The organism is Neorhizobium alkalisoli (assembly GCF_002968635.1).
GTDB lineage: Bacteria > Pseudomonadota > Alphaproteobacteria > Rhizobiales > Rhizobiaceae > Neorhizobium > Neorhizobium alkalisoli.
Genome location: NZ_PVBN01000004.1, coordinates 254,626 through 271,172 on the forward strand (window position 1 = coordinate 254,626; position 16,547 = coordinate 271,172).

Genomic DNA, 16,547 nt, shown 5'->3' on the forward strand with positions numbered 1-16,547 from the left:
GGATGTTTAAGCATGCGCGGATGCAACCGGCAAGCACCCTCGGGACGATTGCCCGGTCGATTGATCGCTCTGGTCAATTCCATGAAGGCCCCTCCGATATCCAGAGGGGAGAATGCCCGGGCTCAGAATGGGTTCCAGGTGGGCGCGCGGGTAAGCTTCAAATATCCGACATTGATGCCGAGACGAGCGCCAAGCCCGGTGCGGATCGGCACCAGGATCACGTTGTTGTTGCGCAGAACGGTCATGCCGACGCCCGCGACCACGAAGGCTGATCCGGAAACGCCGCCGAAGCGAGCGTAGAGCGCGTCCACCGAGGGGAGGTCGTAGACGAGCATCATTGCGCGCGTACCCTGTCCGCCATAGTCGATGCCGAGCGAAGGGCCCTGCCAGAAGGCCGGGTGCTGGCCGGCATTCTTCGTGTAGAGTTCGCCTTCTCCGTAGGTCAGGCCGGCGATGAAGGCGCCCGAACCTTCCTGGCCCAGGATATAACCATTCGGGAGGCCGTATTTCTGGAAGGCGTTTTCGACCACTTTTGCGAGGCCGCCGCTGGCGGAGCCGAAGAAGCCATGACCGGCGTCGACGATCTCCTGCGCCGTATACTGGTTCGAACCCTGCTGGGCGGACGCCGCGCCGGCTGAGAAGAGTACGGCTGCGGTCATCGCAAACAGCGTCGCGGCAAACTTTGCGAAGGCGGAGGATGTGCGGATGCGCATAGTCAGATCCATCGATTGTATCGTCCGGGAACGGGCCTTTTACATCATGCTTAAGGCCCGGCTATTTTGGAGGCATGGTCTTAATAATCGGTTTACCAAATATGGTGTCATTATGGCCGCCATCATCGCACCATCTCCGCGCAACCTTGGCGTGGCAGAGCAACCTCGGCGCAGATCGCAAATCAGGAGACTCCCATGCCGAAGAATCCGAATCTCACCCTCAGTGGGCCAGATCTTGCGGCGCTCCTGTGCAGCCGCGTTTGTCACGACGTCATCTCGCCGGTAGGCGCCATCAACAACGGTCTCGAATTGCTGGACGAGGGCGCCGGCGATAGCGACGCGCTCGATCTCATCCGCACCTCGGCCGTCAATGCGTCCGTCCGTCTCAAGTTCGCCCGCCTGGCCTTCGGCGCCTCCGGTTCCGTGGGAGCTTCGATCGATACGGGCGAGGCGGAGAAGGCGGCAAAGGATTTCGCCATCGCGGAAAAGAAGACCGAGGTCTCCTGGAATGGTCCGAGAGCGATCATTGCCAAGAACAAGGTCAAGCTGCTCCTCAACCTTTTCCTCGTCGCCTATGCAGGCATTCCGCGCGGCGGTTCGGTGGACGTCACGCTGGAAAACCCGGAATACGACGCCAAGTTCATCATCACGATAAAGGGCCGCATGATGCGCGTGCCGGCAAAGTTCGTGGAGATCGCCAACGGTACGCTGGAAGAGCCGGTGGACGCCCATACGGTCCAGCCCTACTACACGGTCCTGCTTGCCGAAGAATGCGGCATGGATCTGAAGCATGTGGTGTCGGAAGACAAGATCGTCTTCATCGCCGAAACCGTGGCAGCCTGAAACGATACCTGGAAAATCATTGTTCCAGGTAACCATTCGTTAGCGCCGTGTTCGTAATGATAGTTGCTTACAGCCACAGCGCGGCTGCAGCATCAAGGGAAGCACGATGCAGCGTTTGATGATTGCTGATGGGTCGGACGTCGTCCGCAAGGTTGGCATACGGATTCTTTCGGAATTGGGTTTTCTCGTCGCCGAGGCCGGCAGCGCCCGTGAAGCCATCACGCGCTGCCAAACCGAATTGCCGAATTTCCTGATCGTCGACGCGACACTAGACGATGCGCTGGGTTTGATTGCCACCGTCAGGGCGATGCCGAACGGAAAGAGCGTGCGCATCTTCTACTGCGTCATCGAAGCGGATCTGAAGAGGATGATGGCCGGCAAGCGTGCCGGCGCGGACGACTTCCTCCTGAAGCCCTTCGATCGCAAGATACTGACGTCGGTCTTCTCCGGCTTCGCTCAGGCCGCCTGATCCCCCAACCTGCCTTACACCGGTCGTCCCACCTTTTTGCGGGCGATTCTATTCGTTCATGCCGCGGGCAACAAAAAGCCCGCCGGACGGGCCGGCGGGCTTTTTAAAAAGGGGAAGGTCAGTCTATCAGGCGGTTTCGGCGTATTCGTTGCTATCAGGCTCGCGCAGCACATAGCCGCGGCCCCAGACGGTTTCGATGTAGTTGGCGCCGCCGGCGGCATTGGCGAGCTTCTTGCGCAGCTTGCAGATGAAGACGTCGATGATCTTCAGTTCCGGCTCGTCCATGCCGCCGTAAAGGTGGTTCAGGAACATTTCCTTGGTGAGGGTGGTACCCTTGCGGAGCGAAAGCAGCTCCAGCATCTGGTATTCCTTACCCGTCAGGTGGACACGCTGGCCGCCGACTTCGACGGTCTTGGCGTCGAGGTTCACGATCAGTTCGCCGGTGACGATGATCGACTGGGCGTGGCCCTTCGAGCGGCGGACGATGGCGTGGATGCGAGCGACCAGTTCGTCCTTGTGGAACGGCTTGGTCATGTAGTCGTCGGCGCCGAAGCCCAGCCCGCGGACCTTGTCCTCGATGCCGGCCATGCCGGACAGGATCAGGATCGGGGTCTTGACCTTGGAAAGCCTCAAAGTGCGGAGCACTTCGTAACCCGACATGTCGGGGAGGTTCAGGTCGAGAAGGATGATGTCGTAGTCGTAGAGCTTGCCGAGATCGACACCCTCTTCACCGAGATCGGTGGTGTATACATTGAAGCTTTCTGATTTAAGCATCAGCTCGATGCTCTGGGCAGTCGCGCTGTCATCTTCGATGAGTAGAACCCGCATATTTTTCCCCTTTACCGCCGCGTAAGGTACCTGATTGCCCCCTTACTCGTTACGGATCCAGACTGAGCCTGATTTGGAAGCTGCCACTAAATGGTTAACAAATTATGATTCCCTATGGCAAGGTACATCAATTCGTTAAGCAAAATTAGTAGCAGCCTGTTTTCCCTTACGGATTGGCCATCACCAAAGTTGAATCAGCGGATGAGGAAATTCCGCTAAGTGATTCATACGACTCTCACATCGTCGCGGCCAAATCAGGCCTTGGCATTTACCGACCCTTAAACGATCGGGATTATCATTAATGATGCCCGTAAACGAAAGGTTAACGCGGCGGCGAATTTATTAACGCCGCGGAAATTTTTTGGTCCGGAGTGTAACAGAGCGGATACACGGGCCTGGGTCTCGCTATCCACGGAGTATTGCGTATGAAGTCGCGTGACAGTCTGGTTCGCCTGAAAGGATTTCAGGTCAACGAAAAACGTCGCCAGCTGCAGCAGTTGCAGATGATGATGGCCGAATTCGAGCGGATGTCTAAAGAGCTCGAGCATCAGATCACAGTCGAGGAGAAAAAATCCGGGATCGCCGACCCGAATCACTTCGCCTATCCAACCTTCGCGAAGGCCGCCCGCCAGCGGGCAGACAATCTTCAGGTTTCGATTCGCGAGTTGAAGGTCCAGCAGGAGGCTGCCGAACTGGCGCTCGAGGAGGCGGAAGCCGAACTCGCCAAGGCCTCGGCGCTTGAAGAGCGTGACGGCGGGATGCGCGCCCGGGCCTGATCAGCCGGGCGTCCCATTGCGGAACTTAATACGGGGCGGCGCCTTGGCGCCTGCGCCCCATTTCCGTTTGTGAGTGTCTTGTGAAACAGCCCCGCGGGGACCTATCGCAGGATGTCCTGCCAATCCGGGTGGCGCTCCACCTGGCTCTTGAAAAACGGGCAGAGCGGAATGATTTTCCATCCGCCCTTGCGTGCCTCTTCAACGGCATGCAGCGCCAGGGCTTGGCCGACGCCCTTGCCTCGCAATTCGTCGGGTACACCGGTGTGATCGATGATGATCAGTTCGGGAGAGGCACGGGAATAGCTCATTTCGGCGTAGTGACCCTCGAGTTCGGCGATGTAACGTCCGCCTGACCGTGCTTCCTCATGTGCGATATTCATGCTGGACTCCGTTTTTTCCTGCTAGTGCATGATGTAATACGGAGGAGATGAGAGGGAAACAGCGGTTCGCGTCCCAAAGGGGAGACGCACCGTCAACCGGAGCATGGGATGATTTGGCTGCGGTTGCTTCTTCTTGTCCTGGCGGCGAGCTTTCTGGCGCTCGGCCTTTTCCTGCCGATCATCCGTTTCGACAAGCTCTACTTCTTCAGCGAAGCACCTTCGCTGATCGACCTGGTGACGGCGCTTTTTCGGGAAGGGGATATCGCTCTTTTTCTGGTGGTCGGTTTGTTTTCGATCGTTTTCCCGATCGTCAAGCTGATCGGCCTTGCGGTTCAGCTTTCGGGCCGGGCGGGGGAGGCCGGGCTTTTCCGCCGCGCGATGCCGCATCTCTCCAAGTGGTCTATGATGGATGTGATGCTGGTGGCGATCGTCGTGTTCGCGGCGAAAAGCAGTGGTGTGGCAACGGCGGTTTCTCAACCCGGCCTTTGGTTCTACGCGGCTTCCGCCGTCATTGCCGGGCTGCTGCCCTCGATGGCAGGAACCGGCAAAAATAGCGCCCCGCATCGCACAAACTGAAAAGTGCCGTTGCATCTCTTGCAGCGGCACCCTGTTTTTCGGCGCGGAAAAGCGAATTCGCGCTAGTGGCGGTATTGCTGGATGCGTGTCGTCCGCAGGCCGGCCAAGCCGTGATCATTGATGGAAGCCTGCCAGGACAAAAATTCCTCGACAGTCAGGGTGTAACGTTCGCAGGCTTCTTCCAAGCTCAACAGGCCACCGCGAACTGCCGCGACAACCTCAGCCTTGCGGCGGATCACCCAGCGGCGCGTATTGGCCGGCGGAAGGTCCGCAATCGTAAGGGGGCTGCCATCGGGGCCGATGACATATTTCACTCGGGGACGGATCATTTCGGTCATTGGACTCTCTACACAACACAAGACCACGTCGGAGAGCCTAGCGCCCCAGTTTTAACATTTGACTAAACAACCCAGCGCATTTGTTCCTAGACGCCAAAAGGTCATCCTGACGTGCATTTGCCGGCTCGGTTGGATCTGCCGGATTGCCGAAAAGGAACGGATACCGTGTGCTTCATCGATCCCTTTGCGGGCGAAAAAGCAAATAAAATCAAAATCCTTTGCCGCCGCGGATCTCGGCGAGGATGGTGCCGAAGATGATGCGCAGGTCGAGCAGCAGCGAAAAATTATCGATGTAATGAAGATCGCAGGCGATGCGGGCGCGGGCTTTTCCCGAGCGGTCCGTGGGTCCGCGAAGGCCGCGCATCTGTGCCAAACCGGTCATGCCGGGCTTGACCAGATGACGGCGGTGGTAGGCCGGAACCAGTTCCTCGTAGGGAATGCCGGCCGCCAACATGCCGACTGCGTGGCAGCGTGGACCGACCAGCGACATATCGCCTTTCAGGACGTTGAGGAGCTGCGGCAGCTCATCGATATTGGTCTTGCGGATGACCGCGCCGATCCGGGTGATGCGGGGATCGTCCCTGACCGTCTGGGCAACGCCCGTCGCGTCGCCGAGATCGGTGCGCATCGAACGGAACTTGTAGACGTTGATCCTGCGCCGGTCCTTGCCCCAGCGGACCTGGGTGAAAAGCGCCGGACCCGGGCTGTCAAGCCGGATCAGGAGCGCCACCACCAGCATGAGCGGCAGAAGCGTGATGAGGGCTGTCAGCGAGACGGCAATGTCGAGCCCGCGCTTGACTGCCAATTGGGATCGCAGGCCGGCATTCTGTCCATCAGGGGGCGAGGAAAGCGCAATGTCCGCCGCCCGCCGCCCCACATCGCGGTCATTCACCGCCACGTAGGCAGTCTCCTCATGCAGATCAGAAACGCTCAACCCCGTCACCCGCATACTAAACCCCTGCAGCCCCCTGCCGGTTACTGATGTTCCCTAATATTACACCTTCCTGCGCGAGTCATCAGCCAAGTTAAGATCTGGTTAATGATGAATAGAATCTTTACCGCATTGCGGTATTAAAGCATTATCAAAAATAACTCAGTTTTTCCGGGTCCGAGCTCAAGTTGTGCCGTCCCGGCATGCCCGAGAGTGATATAATCGCCTGCCGAGAGGAAAAAAATTCCACAGGCAGACTGCATTTGTGCTCCGCCGGCCACACCAGCAATGAAAATAAGCGTCTGCGAACCGTTGAGCATCAGACTGGTCGTATGGCCTGACGATGTCAGCACGGCGATGTTAACTGAGAGCAGGTAAAGGCCTGCGGCAGGCACCTGGACACGATTGCCGCCGCCGGATGTTGACGCGCCGAGTGCCATGCCGCCCTGGGCCAGCGCCAAAGTCGTAAATCCGCTCTGTTGCCCGGCAGAGGGAGAGAAGCTGGTGCCGGTACGGTGGGCACGGGCAGCAGGCTGGTTTGGCCGCGCGACGTGCCCGGCGGCCGAAATGACGAGGCCGGTATTCCAGGTGATGCCGTCGCTGACCTTCACCGAGAAACCGTCATTGCCGGCAAGACCCATTTCGGCGCGGCCGACCCAATTGGTCTGGAAGAGCAGAGAGGCGGTATCGGCCGCCGCCGCCTTGTTGATCTTGATCTGATGGCCGGAGCCCGCGTGGTTGAACAGGCTTGCCGGGGAGGAGATGGCGAGCCGGTTCGTATTGTCCGGGACCGCGCCGACGCCGAGTTGCTCCAGACTGCCGCTTGTCGGCAGGGGAATGTCCTGCCAATTGGTGTCGGTGAAGACCTTCAGCCTCGAGATCGATGCGAACCATGCACGCCATCCGGTTTTCGGTTGGGAGAAAGCCCAGTAACCATCCTGCCAGGATGCGATCTGCGTCTGCCTGCCGATCCAGGCGCCGGTTGGTGCGGCGGCGACAAGATAGCAGTCCCCTTCTGTCGGGGAACCGGGCGGCACCGCCTGTTCCGCGGCGATCGTCAGATGCACAAGCGCGTCCAGTTTCAGCAGCGCTTCATTGTGGGTGACGTGTTTCTGCGCCTGCGAAGGCAGGATGAAGGGCATTTCCAGGTTCGCGGTCGTATCGGCCATGGTCTTCTCCGTTTTTCGGTCGGAACGGAGTCTAAGCCTTGGAGGAAGGCCGGGGAGGCGGATTGGCGCAAGGTCTTGATAAGGCTCGATCTCGATTGCGGGTTTTGCCCGCCGGACGCGCGGCCGTGCCTGAAAAGCAACGGTCGCCGTGCCGATCGGTATCATTGATATGCAACTCTCGAATGTCCCCGTTGCGCTTGTTCCTTCTCACGAATATGCGAATGTTGGGCCGCAATCGACGGGACGACTCATGCGTTATTCGGCATTATCGATCTTGAAGCAGGCGCTTTCGGGCAACCGGCTGTGGCAGCCGGCCTGGCGGGAGCCGCAGCCGAAACCGCATTATGACGTGATCATCGTCGGCGGCGGCGGGCACGGCCTTTCGACCGCCTACAATCTCGCCAAGGAATTCGGCATCACCAATGTCGCCGTCATCGAGAAGGGCTATATCGGCTCGGGGAATGTCGGGCGCAACACGACGATCATCCGCTCGAATTATCTGCTCGAAGGCAACAACCCGTTCTACGAATTCTCGCTGAAGCTCTGGGAAGGGCTGGAACGGGATTTCAACTACAATGCGATGGTCTCGCAACGCGGCATCGTCAACCTTTTCCATTCCGACGGGCAGCGCGACGACTATGCCCGTCGCGGCAACGGCATGCGCATGCACGGCGTCGATGCGGAACTGCTCGATCGGGAGCAGGTGCGCAAGATGATGCCCTATCTCAACTTCGATCACGCGCGCTTTCCGATCCTCGGCGGCCTCTACCAGAAGCGCGCCGGCACGGTGCGGCATGACGCCGTCGCGTGGGGTTATGCGCGCGGTGCCGACCAGAGGGGCGTCGATATCATCCAGCACTGCGAGGTGACCGGCATCCGCCGCGAAAACGGCCTCGTCGTCGGCGTTGAAACAACGAAAGGCTTTATCGGCTGCAACAGGTTGGCGCTGGCGGCGGCCGGCAACACGACGACGGTCGGGCGCATGGCCGATCTCGATCTGCCGATCGAGACCCATGTGCTGCAGGCCTTCGTGTCGGAGGGGCTGAAGCCGGTGATCGATCACGTCATCACCTATGGCGCCGGACACTTCTATATATCGCAGTCGGACAAGGGCGGGCTGGTCTTCGGTGCCGAGATCGATTTTTACTCCTCCTATGCGCAGCGCGGCAACCTGCAGACCGTCGAGCACACGATGGAGGAGGGGGTGTCGCTGATCCCCGGTCTGTCGCGCGCCAAGGTGCTCCGCAGCTGGGGCGGCGTGATGGACATGTCGATGGACGGTTCGCCGATCATCGACCGTACGCCTATCGACAATCTCTACCTCAACTGCGGTTGGTGTTACGGCGGCTTCAAGGCGACGCCGGCCTCCGGTTTCTGTTTCGCACACCTGATTGCCAAGAACGAGACCCACCATGTCTCGCGCTTCATGCGGCTCGACCGGTTCGAGCGTGGCTATATGATCGACGAGGCCGGCAAAGGCCCGCAACCGAACCTTCACTGAGACATCCCATGGCAAGCCTGATCACCTGCCCGCATTGCGGCACCAGACCCAAGGAAGAATTTTCGATCCGGGGTGCGGCCGCGCCAAAGCGCCCGTCGCCGGCGGCAAAAGACGAGGTCTGGCACCGCTATGTCTATATCCGCGACAATCCGAAGGGCCGCATTCTGGAATACTGGCACCATGTGGCCGGCTGCCGGAGATGGCTGGTGGTCGATCGCGACAACTTCACCCATGAGGTTTTCGGCGTGATGGATGCGAGTGATTTCGAGCGGGCGAGGGTCGTGGAATGACCTCCTACCGTCTCGGTTTGGGTGGTGAGATCAACCGCGCCCAATCGCTCTCCTTCACGTTCGATGGCCGAGCCTTCAAGGGCTTGGAGGGCGATACGCTGGCCTCCGCGCTGCTTGCGAACGATCAGATGCTGATGGCCCGCAGTTTCAAGTACCATCGTCCGCGCGGGGTGGTCACGGCGGGATCGGCTGAGCCCAATGCATTGATGACCATCGGGACCGGTGTTCGCAGCGAGCCCAATGTCCGCGCCACCGTCGCGGAACTCTACAACGGCCTCGTCGCGACAAGCCAGAACCGCTGGCCGTCGCTGAAACACGATGTCGCGTCGATCAACGATTGCTTGTCGCCGTTTCTCGGTGCCGGCTTCTACTACAAGACCTTCATGTGGCCGGCGCTCTTTTGGGAAAAGCTCTACGAGCCGCTGATCCGCCGCGCCGCCGGGCTCGGCAGGATCGTGATGCAGGCGGATCCGGACCGCTACGAAAAAAGCTGGGCGCATTGCGATCTGCTCGTGATCGGGGCAGGGCCTGCCGGACTGATGGCGGCACTTGCCGCCGGCCGTGCCGGTGCGCGCGTCATCCTGGCGGACGAGGGGTTCAGGTTCGGCGGATCGCTGCTGTCGGAAAACGCCGTGATCGGCGGGATGCGAGCACCGGATTTCGCCGCGGGCGTTGTCGAGGAGCTGGCCACGCTGCCGAATGTCACGCTGATGCCGCGGACGACGGTTTTCGGCTGGTATGACGACATGGTGTTCGGCGCCGTGGAGCGGGTGCAGAAACACCTGGCCTCGCCCTCGCCGGATTTGCCCGCCGAGCGGCTCTGGCGCATTGTGGCGAAGCGCGCGATCCTTGCGTCGGGCGCCGAGGAGCGACCGCTGGTCTTCGGCGGCAACGACAAGCCCGGCGTGATGACGGCCGGCGCCGTTCGAACTTATCTCAACCGGTATGGGGTTGCCGTGGGCGGCAAGGTGGCTGTCTTCACCAACGGCGGTTCGGGCTATCGCACAGCCGCCGACCTTGTCGGAAGCGGCGTGGATGTTACCGCCATCATCGATACTCGGGCGCAATCCTCAGACCCTGTGCCTCAGAGCGTGCGCGTCATCCGCGGCGGATCGGTGATCGCGACCAGCGGCAGGCACCGGATCGACGGGCTGATCTTCGAACGCTCCGGCTTTGAGGAAGTGATCGGTTGCGATGCGCTGGCGATGTCGGGGGGCTGGTCGCCGATCGTGCATCTGATGTGCCAGCGGGGTGCCAAGCCCGTCTGGTCGGAGGATAGGCAGGCATTTCTGGCGCCGGATGTCGGAGCCGCCTTTGTGGCTGCCGGATCCGCTTCCGGCCATTCGTCGCTCGGCGATTGCCTCAAGGACGGCGCGGCCAAGGCGCATGCCGCACTCGAAGCATTGGGCAGGCTGGTCGGGCATCTTGACGTGCCTGAGGTCGAGGGTGAATACGATTCCTCCTTTGCGCCGCTCTGGTATGTTCCGGGCGCGAAGGACAAGGCCTTCGTGGATTTCCAGAACGACGTGCATGTCGCTGATCTCGGGCTGGCCCAGCGCGAAGGCTTCGGCCATATCGAGCACACAAAGCGCTATACGACCGCCGGCATGGCGACCGACCAGGGCAAGCTCGGCAATGTCAACACGGCCGGCATCGTCGCCGGCATGCGCGGCGTGTCGCCTGCCGAGATCGGCACCACCACCTTCCGGCCTTTCTATGCGCCGGTTTCCTTCGGCGCCCTGGCCGGCACCGCCCGTGCCGAACACGCGGCCCCCGTCCGCACGTCGCCGCTGCATGGCTGGGCGAAGAAAAATGGCGCCACATTCGTGGAATCCGGTCTCTGGGACCGCTCCGCCTGGTTTACGCGAGAAGGCGAAAAGACCTGGCGCGAGAGCGTCGACCGCGAGGTGCTGAACGTCCGGGAAAATGCCGGCCTCTGCGATATCTCTACGCTCGGCAAGATCGAGATTTTCGGGAGAGGTGCTGCCGAGTTCCTTGACCGCGTCTATTCGAACAGCTTCCTGAAGTTGCCGGTCGGCAAGGCGCGCTATGGTCTGATGCTGCGCGAAGACGGCGTGGTTTTCGACGACGGCACCACCAGCCGGCTTTCCGATCATCACCATGTCATGACCACCACGACTGCCTATGCGGCCGAGGTCCTTTCCCATCTCGAATTTGCCGCGCAGACCTTCTGGCCGGAACTCGATGTGCGCTTCGTTTCCTCCACCAATCAGTGGGCGCAGATGTCGGTCGCGGGCCCCAAGGCGCGCATCGTCATGAGCCGTATCGTCCAGGACGATATTTCCGATGCCGCTTTTCCTTTCCTCGCGGCCGGCGAGGTGACGCTGCGTGGCGGTTTGCGGGCGCGGCTGTTCCGCATCTCCTTCTCGGGTGAACTGGCGTATGAGCTGGCCGTGCCAGCGGGCTACGGCGAGGCAGTTGCCGACGCCATCATGGAAGCCGGTCGCGAAGAAGGCGTCTGTGCCTATGGCGTCGAGGCAATGAACGTGCTGCGGATCGAGAAGGGGCATGTCACGCACGCTGAGCTCGAAGGCCGCACGACCGCCGACGATGTCGGGCTCGGGCGGCTGATGGCGATGCAGAAGCCGGATTTTATCGGCAAGCGCCTTTCCACCCGTTTCGGGCTGACGGCAGCCGACCGGCTGCAGCTCGTCGGGCTGAAGCCGGTGGAGGCGGAGAAGGAGATCAAAGCAGGGGCGCATCTCTTGAAGGAGCAGGCAAAACCCTCGCTCGCCAACGATCAGGGTTTCGTCTCTTCCGCCTGCTTTTCTCCGACGCTCGGCCATTTCGTCGCGCTCGCCATGCTGAAATCCGGCCGGGAGCGGTTCGGCGAGCGGATCATGGTCTGGGACGGACTGCGAGGCGCCGAGGTTCTGGCGGAAGTCTGTCCGCCGGTCTTCATCGATCCGCAAAACGCCAAACTGCATCTCTGAGGGCCGCCGATGCCGATCAACCTTCTCCACCGGCACGTGCTCGAAGACCATATCTCCGGTTTCGAGACCAACGCCAACCCGAACCATCTGAGCGTCATTCGCCGGCCAGTGATTTTCTCCGTGCTTGCCCATGCCGGGTACGAGGCGGCCGTAGCTGAAGCCTTGCGCAAGGCGGACGATATCGCATCGCGCTACTGCAATCCCTCCGAATTTCTGGCCGTCTCACAGACGGCGGGGGCGGGCAGCGTGGCCGAATTTCTGACAGCTATTCCCGGAGCGTCGTTCGTCGACCAGAGCGACGGATTTGTCCTGATGGCGATTTCCGGGCCGAGCGTCCGATCGATCCTTTCCAAATGCCTGGCCGTGGATCTGCATCCGGATACATTCGGCGAGGGACATTCAGCGGCGATGATGTGCTGCCATGTGGCGGCGAACGTCGCCCGCACCGGTCCCAACGCCTTCGAGCTGCTCGTCCCGCGCTCCTTTGCCGGCTCGGTATTCGACGAACTTATGGAGGCAGGCAGGGCGCATGCGCTGACGCGGGGCTTCGCAGACTGAAACCCCTGACCGGAAGAAGCGAATTCCGACCTTAAGGTTAATGCTGTCGCGACGTTAAATTGCTGAAAATGCCGTTGCGTGGCTAATTTTTTGACAGAACCTGCCGGTTTTTTGGAATTTTTGATCTTTGCTTCGCCAGATTGTTGAGAAGTGCCGCGTTTTTGGCCGATTGACGGCTTTTTGTCTTCACATTTCATGCGAAACCGGTATGGAATGCGGTCAAGAACGTAAGAACCCGCAAGGGGCGTAATACAAGAGATGCGGCCGTCCGAAGATCGCATCCGGGGGAAAGTATATGGAGTATTTTATCCAGCAGCTCATAAACGGGCTGACTCTTGGATCTATCTATGGCCTTGTGGCAATCGGCTATACGATGGTTTATGGCATCATCGGCATGATCAACTTCGCCCATGGCGACATTTTCATGCTCGGTGGCTTTGCTGCCCTCATCGTCTTCCTGATCCTCACTTCCTTCTTCGCCGGCATTCCGGTGGCGTTGCTTCTGCTGCTGATGCTCGTCGTCGGCATGCTGATGACGGGGTTGTGGAACTGGACGATCGAGCGGGTCGCCTACCGGCCGCTGCGCGGTTCGTTCCGGCTTGCGCCGCTGATCACGGCGATCGGCATGTCGATCGTTCTGTCGAACTTCATCCAGGTGACGCAGGGGCCGCGCAATAAGCCGATCCCGCCGCTGGTGACCGACGTTTTCCAGATCGGCGGTATCACGATCTCGCTGAAGCAGATCCTCATCGTCATCATCACGGCGGTGCTGCTGTTCGCCTTCTGGTACATCGTCAACAAGACCCCGCTCGGGCGAGCGCAACGGGCGACCGAACAGGACCGCAAGATGGCGGCGCTACTCGGCGTCGACGTCGACCGGACGATCTCGATCACCTTCATCATGGGTGCGGCGCTCGCGGCCGTCGCCGGTGCCATGTACCTGATGTATTATGGTGTCGCCTCGTTCAACGACGGCTTCATCCCGGGCGTCAAGGCGTTCACCGCGGCAGTTCTCGGCGGTATCGGGTCATTGCCCGGCGCGGTTCTCGGCGGGCTGCTGATCGGCCTCATCGAATCGCTGTGGTCGGCCTATTTCTCCATCGCCTACAAAGATGTCGCCACGTTTGCGATCCTCGCTTTCGTGCTGATCTTCAAGCCGACCGGCATTCTCGGCCGGCCGGAAGTGGAGAAGGTGTAACATGACAGCTTCCACCGAAACCGGTCATCCGAACGTGCTTGCCAAGGCCGTGCGGGAAGGCGTGTTCGCGGGCGTCGTCGCCTTCCTCATGTTCCTGCTGTTCGTCGGCATCGAGACCTATCAGGACATCAATAATGCGCTGGTATGGCGTACGCGCTGGGGGCTTCTGGCCATCTTCGTGCTGGTCGCCGCGGTCAGCCGTTTCCTCAGCGTCGGCTTCATCAAGCCGCATATCGATCGGCGCAAGCTCGCCAAGGCGAAGAGCGGCGTTCTCGAAATCTCCGAGCAGAAGAGCTTCTTCCACCGGCATTTCCTGAAGATCGCGCTGGTCTTTCTGCTGGTCTATCCCTTCCTGTCGCTGCTGATCGTCGGCAAGCAGGGATCGCTGAAATATGTCGACAACTTCGGCATCCAGATCCTCATCTACGTGATGCTCGCCTGGGGCCTGAATATCGTCGTCGGCCTCGCCGGCCTGCTCGATCTCGGGTATGTCGCCTTCTATGCGGTCGGCGCCTATTCCTACGCGCTGCTATCCTCCTATTTCGGCTTTTCCTTCTGGCTGCTGCTACCGATGTCGGGCATTCTGGCCGCGCTGTGGGGCATCATCCTCGGGTTCCCGGTGCTGCGGTTGAGGGGCGACTATCTCGCCATCGTGACGCTCGCCTTCGGGGAAATCATTCGCCTGGTGCTGATCAACTGGACGGATGTGACCAAGGGAACCTTCGGTATCTCGGGCATTGCCAAGGCGTCGTTCTTCGGCATCTGGTCCTTCGATGCCGGCACGACGAACAATTTCGTCAAGGCGTGGGGCCTGTCGGCATCCTCGGTCTACTACAAGGTCTTCCTGTTCTATGTGATCCTGGCGCTCTGCATGCTGACCGCCTATGTCACCATCCGGCTTCGGCGCATGCCGATCGGCCGGGCCTGGGAGGCGTTGCGTGAGGACGAGATCGCCTGCCGCTCGCTCGGCATCAATACCGTCACCACCAAGCTGACCGCCTTTGCGACCGGCGCGATGTTCGGCGGCTTCGCAGGCTCGTTCTTCGCCACCCGCCAGGGCTTCGTGTCGCCGGAAAGCTTCGTCTTCCTGGAATCGGCCGTCATTCTGGCGATCGTCGTTCTCGGCGGCATGGGTTCGCTCACCGGTATCGCGATCGCCGCGGTGGTGATGGTGGGCGGCACCGAGGTGTTGCGCGAAATGTCCTTCCTCAAGGTCGTGTTCGGGCCTGACTTTACGCCTGAACTCTATCGCATGCTGCTGTTCGGCCTGGCGATGATCATCGTCATGCTGTTCAAGCCGCGCGGCTTCGTCGGATCGCGAGAACCGACCGCCTTCCTCAAGGAGCGCAGAGCCGTCTCAGGAAGCTTTACCAAGGAGGGTCACGGCTGATGGCTCTCGGAACGACGACGACTATGACGAACGATACGATCCTCAAGGTTGAGCACCTGTCGATGAAGTTCGGCGGCCTGATGGCCATCAACGATCTGTCGCTGGAGGCACGGCGCGGCGAGATCACCGCGCTGATCGGCCCCAACGGCGCCGGCAAGACCACGGTGTTCAACTGCATCACCGGCTTCTACAAGCCGACCATGGGCATGCTGACGCTGCAGCGCAAGGACGGCAAGGAGTACCTGCTGGAACGCCTGCGCGACTTCGAGATCACCAAGCTGGCCGGCGTTGCCCGTACCTTCCAGAACATTCGACTGTTCTCTGGTCTGACGGTTCTCGAAAACCTGCTCGTCGCGCAGCACAACGCGCTGATGAAGGCGTCGGGCTATACGATCCTCGGTCTGCTCGGCCTACCGGCTTATCGAAAGGCCGTCGACGCCTCGATCGAGAAGGCGAAATACTGGCTCGACAAGGCCGATCTGACCGATCGCGCCGATGACCCCGCCGGGGATCTCCCCTACGGCGCCCAGCGGCGCCTGGAAATCGCGCGCGCGATGTGCACCAATCCGGAACTGCTGTGCCTCGACGAACCGGCGGCCGGCCTCAACCCCCGCGAATCGGCAGCCCTCAACGCGCTGCTGCATATGATCCGGGGCGAGGGCGTGTCGATCCTGCTGATCGAGCACGACATGTCGGTGGTCATGGAGATTTCCGACCACGTGGTGGTGCTCGAATACGGCCAGAAGATCTCCGACGGTTCGCCGGACCATGTGAAGAACGACCCACGAGTGATCGCCGCTTATCTCGGCGTCGAGGATGACGAGGTGGAAGAAGTGATTGCGGAAGAACTCGATGGGGGCACGCGCTGATGGCGGCTGAGTCCCTTCTGAAAGTCCAGGCTGTCGAAACCTATTACGGCAATATCCGCGCGCTTGCAGGCGTCGATGTCGACGTCAACAAGGGCGAGATCGTCAGCCTGATCGGCGCCAACGGCGCCGGCAAATCGACGCTGATGATGACGATCTGCGGTAGCCCGCAGGCTCGCAGCGGACAGGTCATCTTCGACGGCGAGGATATTACCCGCCTGCCGACGCACCTGATCGCGCGCCGCCGCATCGCCCAGTCTCCAGAGGGCCGGCGCATCTTTCCGCGCATGACCGTCTACGAGAACCTCCAGATGGGGGCCGGCCTCGACAACCTCAAATATTTCAACGAGGACGTCGAGAAGATCTTCACGCTCTTCCCGCGCCTCAAGGAACGCCAGATGCAGCGTGGCGGTACGCTTTCGGGCGGCGAACAGCAGATGTTGTCGATCGGACGTGCGCTGATGGCACGGCCGAAGCTGCTCCTGCTCGACGAGCCGTCGCTCGGCCTGGCGCCGCTGATCGTCAAGGGCATTTTCGAGGCGATCAAGAAGCTGAACCAGGAGGAGGGACTGACCGTCTTCCTCGTCGAGCAGAACGCGTTCGCGGCGCTCAAACTCTCCGACCGTGCCTATGTGATGGTCAACGGCAAGGTGACGATGAGCGGTTCCGGCAAGGAGCTTCTCGCCAATCCGGAAGTGCGCGCCGCTTATCTCGAAGGTGGACGGCATTGATCGCAAGGGTTGTGATTTCGACGGCCGGAGGAATTT

The 16,547-nt window shown here is 60.6% G+C and carries 18 protein-coding genes; 12 read left to right on the forward strand and 6 right to left on the reverse strand.

All coding sequences use genetic code 11. The features are described from left to right. Nucleotides 1-122: 122 nt before the first annotated feature. A complete protein-coding gene (locus C5L13_RS11295; RefSeq protein ID WP_105383564.1) occupies nucleotides 123-713 on the reverse strand; it encodes a DUF1134 domain-containing protein in 591 nt (196 codons plus the stop codon). A 195-nt stretch (nucleotides 714-908) separates the two neighbouring features. Here C5L13_RS11295 and chpT point away from each other — a divergent pair, with 195 nt between their 5' ends. Next, nucleotides 909-1,556, forward strand: coding sequence for a histidine phosphotransferase ChpT (gene chpT / locus C5L13_RS11300; protein ID WP_105383390.1), 648 nt, complete (start codon nucleotides 909-911; stop codon nucleotides 1,554-1,556). Between the two features lie 106 nt (nucleotides 1,557-1,662). After that, nucleotides 1,663-2,025 carry a response regulator gene (locus C5L13_RS11305; RefSeq protein ID WP_105383391.1) on the forward strand — a complete coding sequence of 121 codons (363 nt, stop codon included), beginning with the start codon at nucleotides 1,663-1,665 and terminating at the stop codon, nucleotides 2,023-2,025. A 126-nt stretch (nucleotides 2,026-2,151) separates the two neighbouring features. Here C5L13_RS11305 and ctrA read toward each other — a convergent pair whose 3' ends face one another. Then, nucleotides 2,152-2,853 carry a response regulator transcription factor CtrA gene (ctrA, locus tag C5L13_RS11310; protein WP_105383392.1) on the reverse strand — a complete coding sequence of 234 codons (702 nt, stop codon included), beginning with the start codon at nucleotides 2,851-2,853 and terminating at the stop codon, nucleotides 2,152-2,154. Between the two features lie 425 nt (nucleotides 2,854-3,278). On the opposite strand from ctrA, the gene C5L13_RS11315 reads away from it, so the two are divergent. Continuing rightward, on the forward strand, nucleotides 3,279-3,629 hold the full coding sequence (locus tag C5L13_RS11315; protein WP_105372996.1) for a flagellar export protein FliJ: 351 nt from the start codon (nucleotides 3,279-3,281) through the stop codon (nucleotides 3,627-3,629). A 101-nt stretch (nucleotides 3,630-3,730) separates the two neighbouring features. Here the strand turns inward: C5L13_RS11315 and C5L13_RS11320 are convergent, their stop codons facing one another. Next, a complete protein-coding gene (locus C5L13_RS11320; RefSeq protein ID WP_105383393.1) occupies nucleotides 3,731-4,009 on the reverse strand; it encodes a GNAT family N-acetyltransferase in 279 nt (92 codons plus the stop codon). Nucleotides 4,010-4,117: 108 nt separating this feature from the next. On the opposite strand from C5L13_RS11320, the gene C5L13_RS11325 reads away from it, so the two are divergent. Beyond that, a complete protein-coding gene (locus C5L13_RS11325; RefSeq protein WP_105383394.1) occupies nucleotides 4,118-4,585 on the forward strand; it encodes a paraquat-inducible protein A in 468 nt (155 codons plus the stop codon). Between the two features lie 62 nt (nucleotides 4,586-4,647). Here C5L13_RS11325 and sciP read toward each other — a convergent pair whose 3' ends face one another. From sciP to C5L13_RS11340, 3 genes are all read right to left on the reverse strand, one after another. Then, entirely contained in the window at nucleotides 4,648-4,923 is a 276-nt protein-coding gene (gene sciP / locus C5L13_RS11330; protein WP_062455190.1) for a CtrA inhibitor SciP, read from the reverse strand. A 208-nt stretch (nucleotides 4,924-5,131) separates the two neighbouring features. Next, nucleotides 5,132-5,872, reverse strand: a complete 741-nt coding sequence (locus tag C5L13_RS11335) for a sugar transferase (protein ID WP_105383395.1) — start codon at nucleotides 5,870-5,872, stop codon at nucleotides 5,132-5,134. 122 nt (nucleotides 5,873-5,994) lie between these two features. Next, a complete protein-coding gene (locus tag C5L13_RS11340; protein ID WP_105383565.1) occupies nucleotides 5,995-7,023 on the reverse strand; it encodes a DUF2793 domain-containing protein in 1,029 nt (342 codons plus the stop codon). Between the two features lie 250 nt (nucleotides 7,024-7,273). Here C5L13_RS11340 and C5L13_RS11345 point away from each other — a divergent pair, with 250 nt between their 5' ends. From C5L13_RS11345 to C5L13_RS11380, 8 genes are all read left to right on the forward strand, one after another. Continuing rightward, nucleotides 7,274-8,524 (forward strand): sarcosine oxidase subunit beta family protein, encoded by a 1,251-nt coding sequence (locus C5L13_RS11345; RefSeq protein ID WP_105383566.1) that lies wholly within the window; start codon nucleotides 7,274-7,276, stop codon nucleotides 8,522-8,524. A gap of 8 nt (nucleotides 8,525-8,532) precedes the next feature. Beyond that, the gene (locus C5L13_RS11350) at nucleotides 8,533-8,814 is read left to right on the forward strand and encodes a sarcosine oxidase subunit delta (RefSeq protein WP_105383396.1); all 282 of its coding nucleotides are present in this window, start codon (nucleotides 8,533-8,535) and stop codon (nucleotides 8,812-8,814) included. Then, nucleotides 8,811-11,768 (forward strand): sarcosine oxidase subunit alpha family protein, encoded by a 2,958-nt coding sequence (locus C5L13_RS11355; protein ID WP_105383397.1) that lies wholly within the window; start codon nucleotides 8,811-8,813, stop codon nucleotides 11,766-11,768. Before C5L13_RS11350 ends, C5L13_RS11355 begins: the two co-directional genes overlap by 4 nt. A gap of 9 nt (nucleotides 11,769-11,777) precedes the next feature. Continuing rightward, nucleotides 11,778-12,326: a sarcosine oxidase subunit gamma gene (locus C5L13_RS11360; protein WP_105383398.1), complete on the forward strand. Its 549-nt coding sequence runs from the start codon at nucleotides 11,778-11,780 to the stop codon at nucleotides 12,324-12,326. A 295-nt stretch (nucleotides 12,327-12,621) separates the two neighbouring features. Then, on the forward strand, nucleotides 12,622-13,524 hold the full coding sequence (locus C5L13_RS11365; RefSeq protein ID WP_105383399.1) for a branched-chain amino acid ABC transporter permease: 903 nt from the start codon (nucleotides 12,622-12,624) through the stop codon (nucleotides 13,522-13,524). 1 nt (nucleotide 13,525) lies between these two features. Continuing rightward, nucleotides 13,526-14,914 (forward strand): high-affinity branched-chain amino acid ABC transporter permease LivM, encoded by a 1,389-nt coding sequence (livM, locus tag C5L13_RS11370; RefSeq protein WP_105383400.1) that lies wholly within the window; start codon nucleotides 13,526-13,528, stop codon nucleotides 14,912-14,914. Continuing rightward, nucleotides 14,914-15,783, forward strand: coding sequence for an ABC transporter ATP-binding protein (locus C5L13_RS11375; RefSeq protein ID WP_105383401.1), 870 nt, complete (start codon nucleotides 14,914-14,916; stop codon nucleotides 15,781-15,783). Before livM ends, C5L13_RS11375 begins: the two co-directional genes overlap by 1 nt. After that, nucleotides 15,783-16,511 carry an ABC transporter ATP-binding protein gene (locus tag C5L13_RS11380; protein WP_105383402.1) on the forward strand — a complete coding sequence of 243 codons (729 nt, stop codon included), beginning with the start codon at nucleotides 15,783-15,785 and terminating at the stop codon, nucleotides 16,509-16,511. Before C5L13_RS11375 ends, C5L13_RS11380 begins: the two co-directional genes overlap by 1 nt. Nucleotides 16,512-16,547 lie beyond the last annotated feature (36 nt).

Bases quoted from the DNA above. Each gene is read 5' to 3' on its own strand.
- C5L13_RS11360 (WP_105383398.1), top strand. From the start codon at position 11,778: ATGCCGATCAACCTTCTCCACCGGCACGTGCTCGAAGACCATATCTCC.
- C5L13_RS11345 (WP_105383566.1), top strand. From the start codon at position 7,274: ATGCGTTATTCGGCATTATCGATCTTGAAGCAGGCGCTTTCGGGCAAC.
- ctrA (WP_105383392.1), bottom strand. From the start codon at position 2,853: ATGCGGGTTCTACTCATCGAAGATGACAGCGCGACTGCCCAGAGCATC.
- C5L13_RS11315 (WP_105372996.1), top strand. From the start codon at position 3,279: ATGAAGTCGCGTGACAGTCTGGTTCGCCTGAAAGGATTTCAGGTCAAC.
- C5L13_RS11350 (WP_105383396.1), top strand. From the start codon at position 8,533: ATGGCAAGCCTGATCACCTGCCCGCATTGCGGCACCAGACCCAAGGAA.
- C5L13_RS11355 (WP_105383397.1), top strand. From the start codon at position 8,811: ATGACCTCCTACCGTCTCGGTTTGGGTGGTGAGATCAACCGCGCCCAA.
- C5L13_RS11295 (WP_105383564.1), bottom strand. From the start codon at position 713: ATGCGCATCCGCACATCCTCCGCCTTCGCAAAGTTTGCCGCGACGCTG.
- C5L13_RS11380 (WP_105383402.1), top strand. From the start codon at position 15,783: ATGGCGGCTGAGTCCCTTCTGAAAGTCCAGGCTGTCGAAACCTATTAC.
- C5L13_RS11375 (WP_105383401.1), top strand. From the start codon at position 14,914: ATGGCTCTCGGAACGACGACGACTATGACGAACGATACGATCCTCAAG.
- C5L13_RS11340 (WP_105383565.1), bottom strand. From the start codon at position 7,023: ATGGCCGATACGACCGCGAACCTGGAAATGCCCTTCATCCTGCCTTCG.
- C5L13_RS11365 (WP_105383399.1), top strand. From the start codon at position 12,622: ATGGAGTATTTTATCCAGCAGCTCATAAACGGGCTGACTCTTGGATCT.
- sciP (WP_062455190.1), bottom strand. From the start codon at position 4,923: ATGACCGAAATGATCCGTCCCCGAGTGAAATATGTCATCGGCCCCGAT.
- C5L13_RS11305 (WP_105383391.1), top strand. From the start codon at position 1,663: ATGCAGCGTTTGATGATTGCTGATGGGTCGGACGTCGTCCGCAAGGTT.
- C5L13_RS11320 (WP_105383393.1), bottom strand. From the start codon at position 4,009: ATGAATATCGCACATGAGGAAGCACGGTCAGGCGGACGTTACATCGCC.
- C5L13_RS11325 (WP_105383394.1), top strand. From the start codon at position 4,118: ATGATTTGGCTGCGGTTGCTTCTTCTTGTCCTGGCGGCGAGCTTTCTG.
- livM (WP_105383400.1), top strand. From the start codon at position 13,526: ATGACAGCTTCCACCGAAACCGGTCATCCGAACGTGCTTGCCAAGGCC.
- chpT (WP_105383390.1), top strand. From the start codon at position 909: ATGCCGAAGAATCCGAATCTCACCCTCAGTGGGCCAGATCTTGCGGCG.
- C5L13_RS11335 (WP_105383395.1), bottom strand. From the start codon at position 5,872: ATGCGGGTGACGGGGTTGAGCGTTTCTGATCTGCATGAGGAGACTGCC.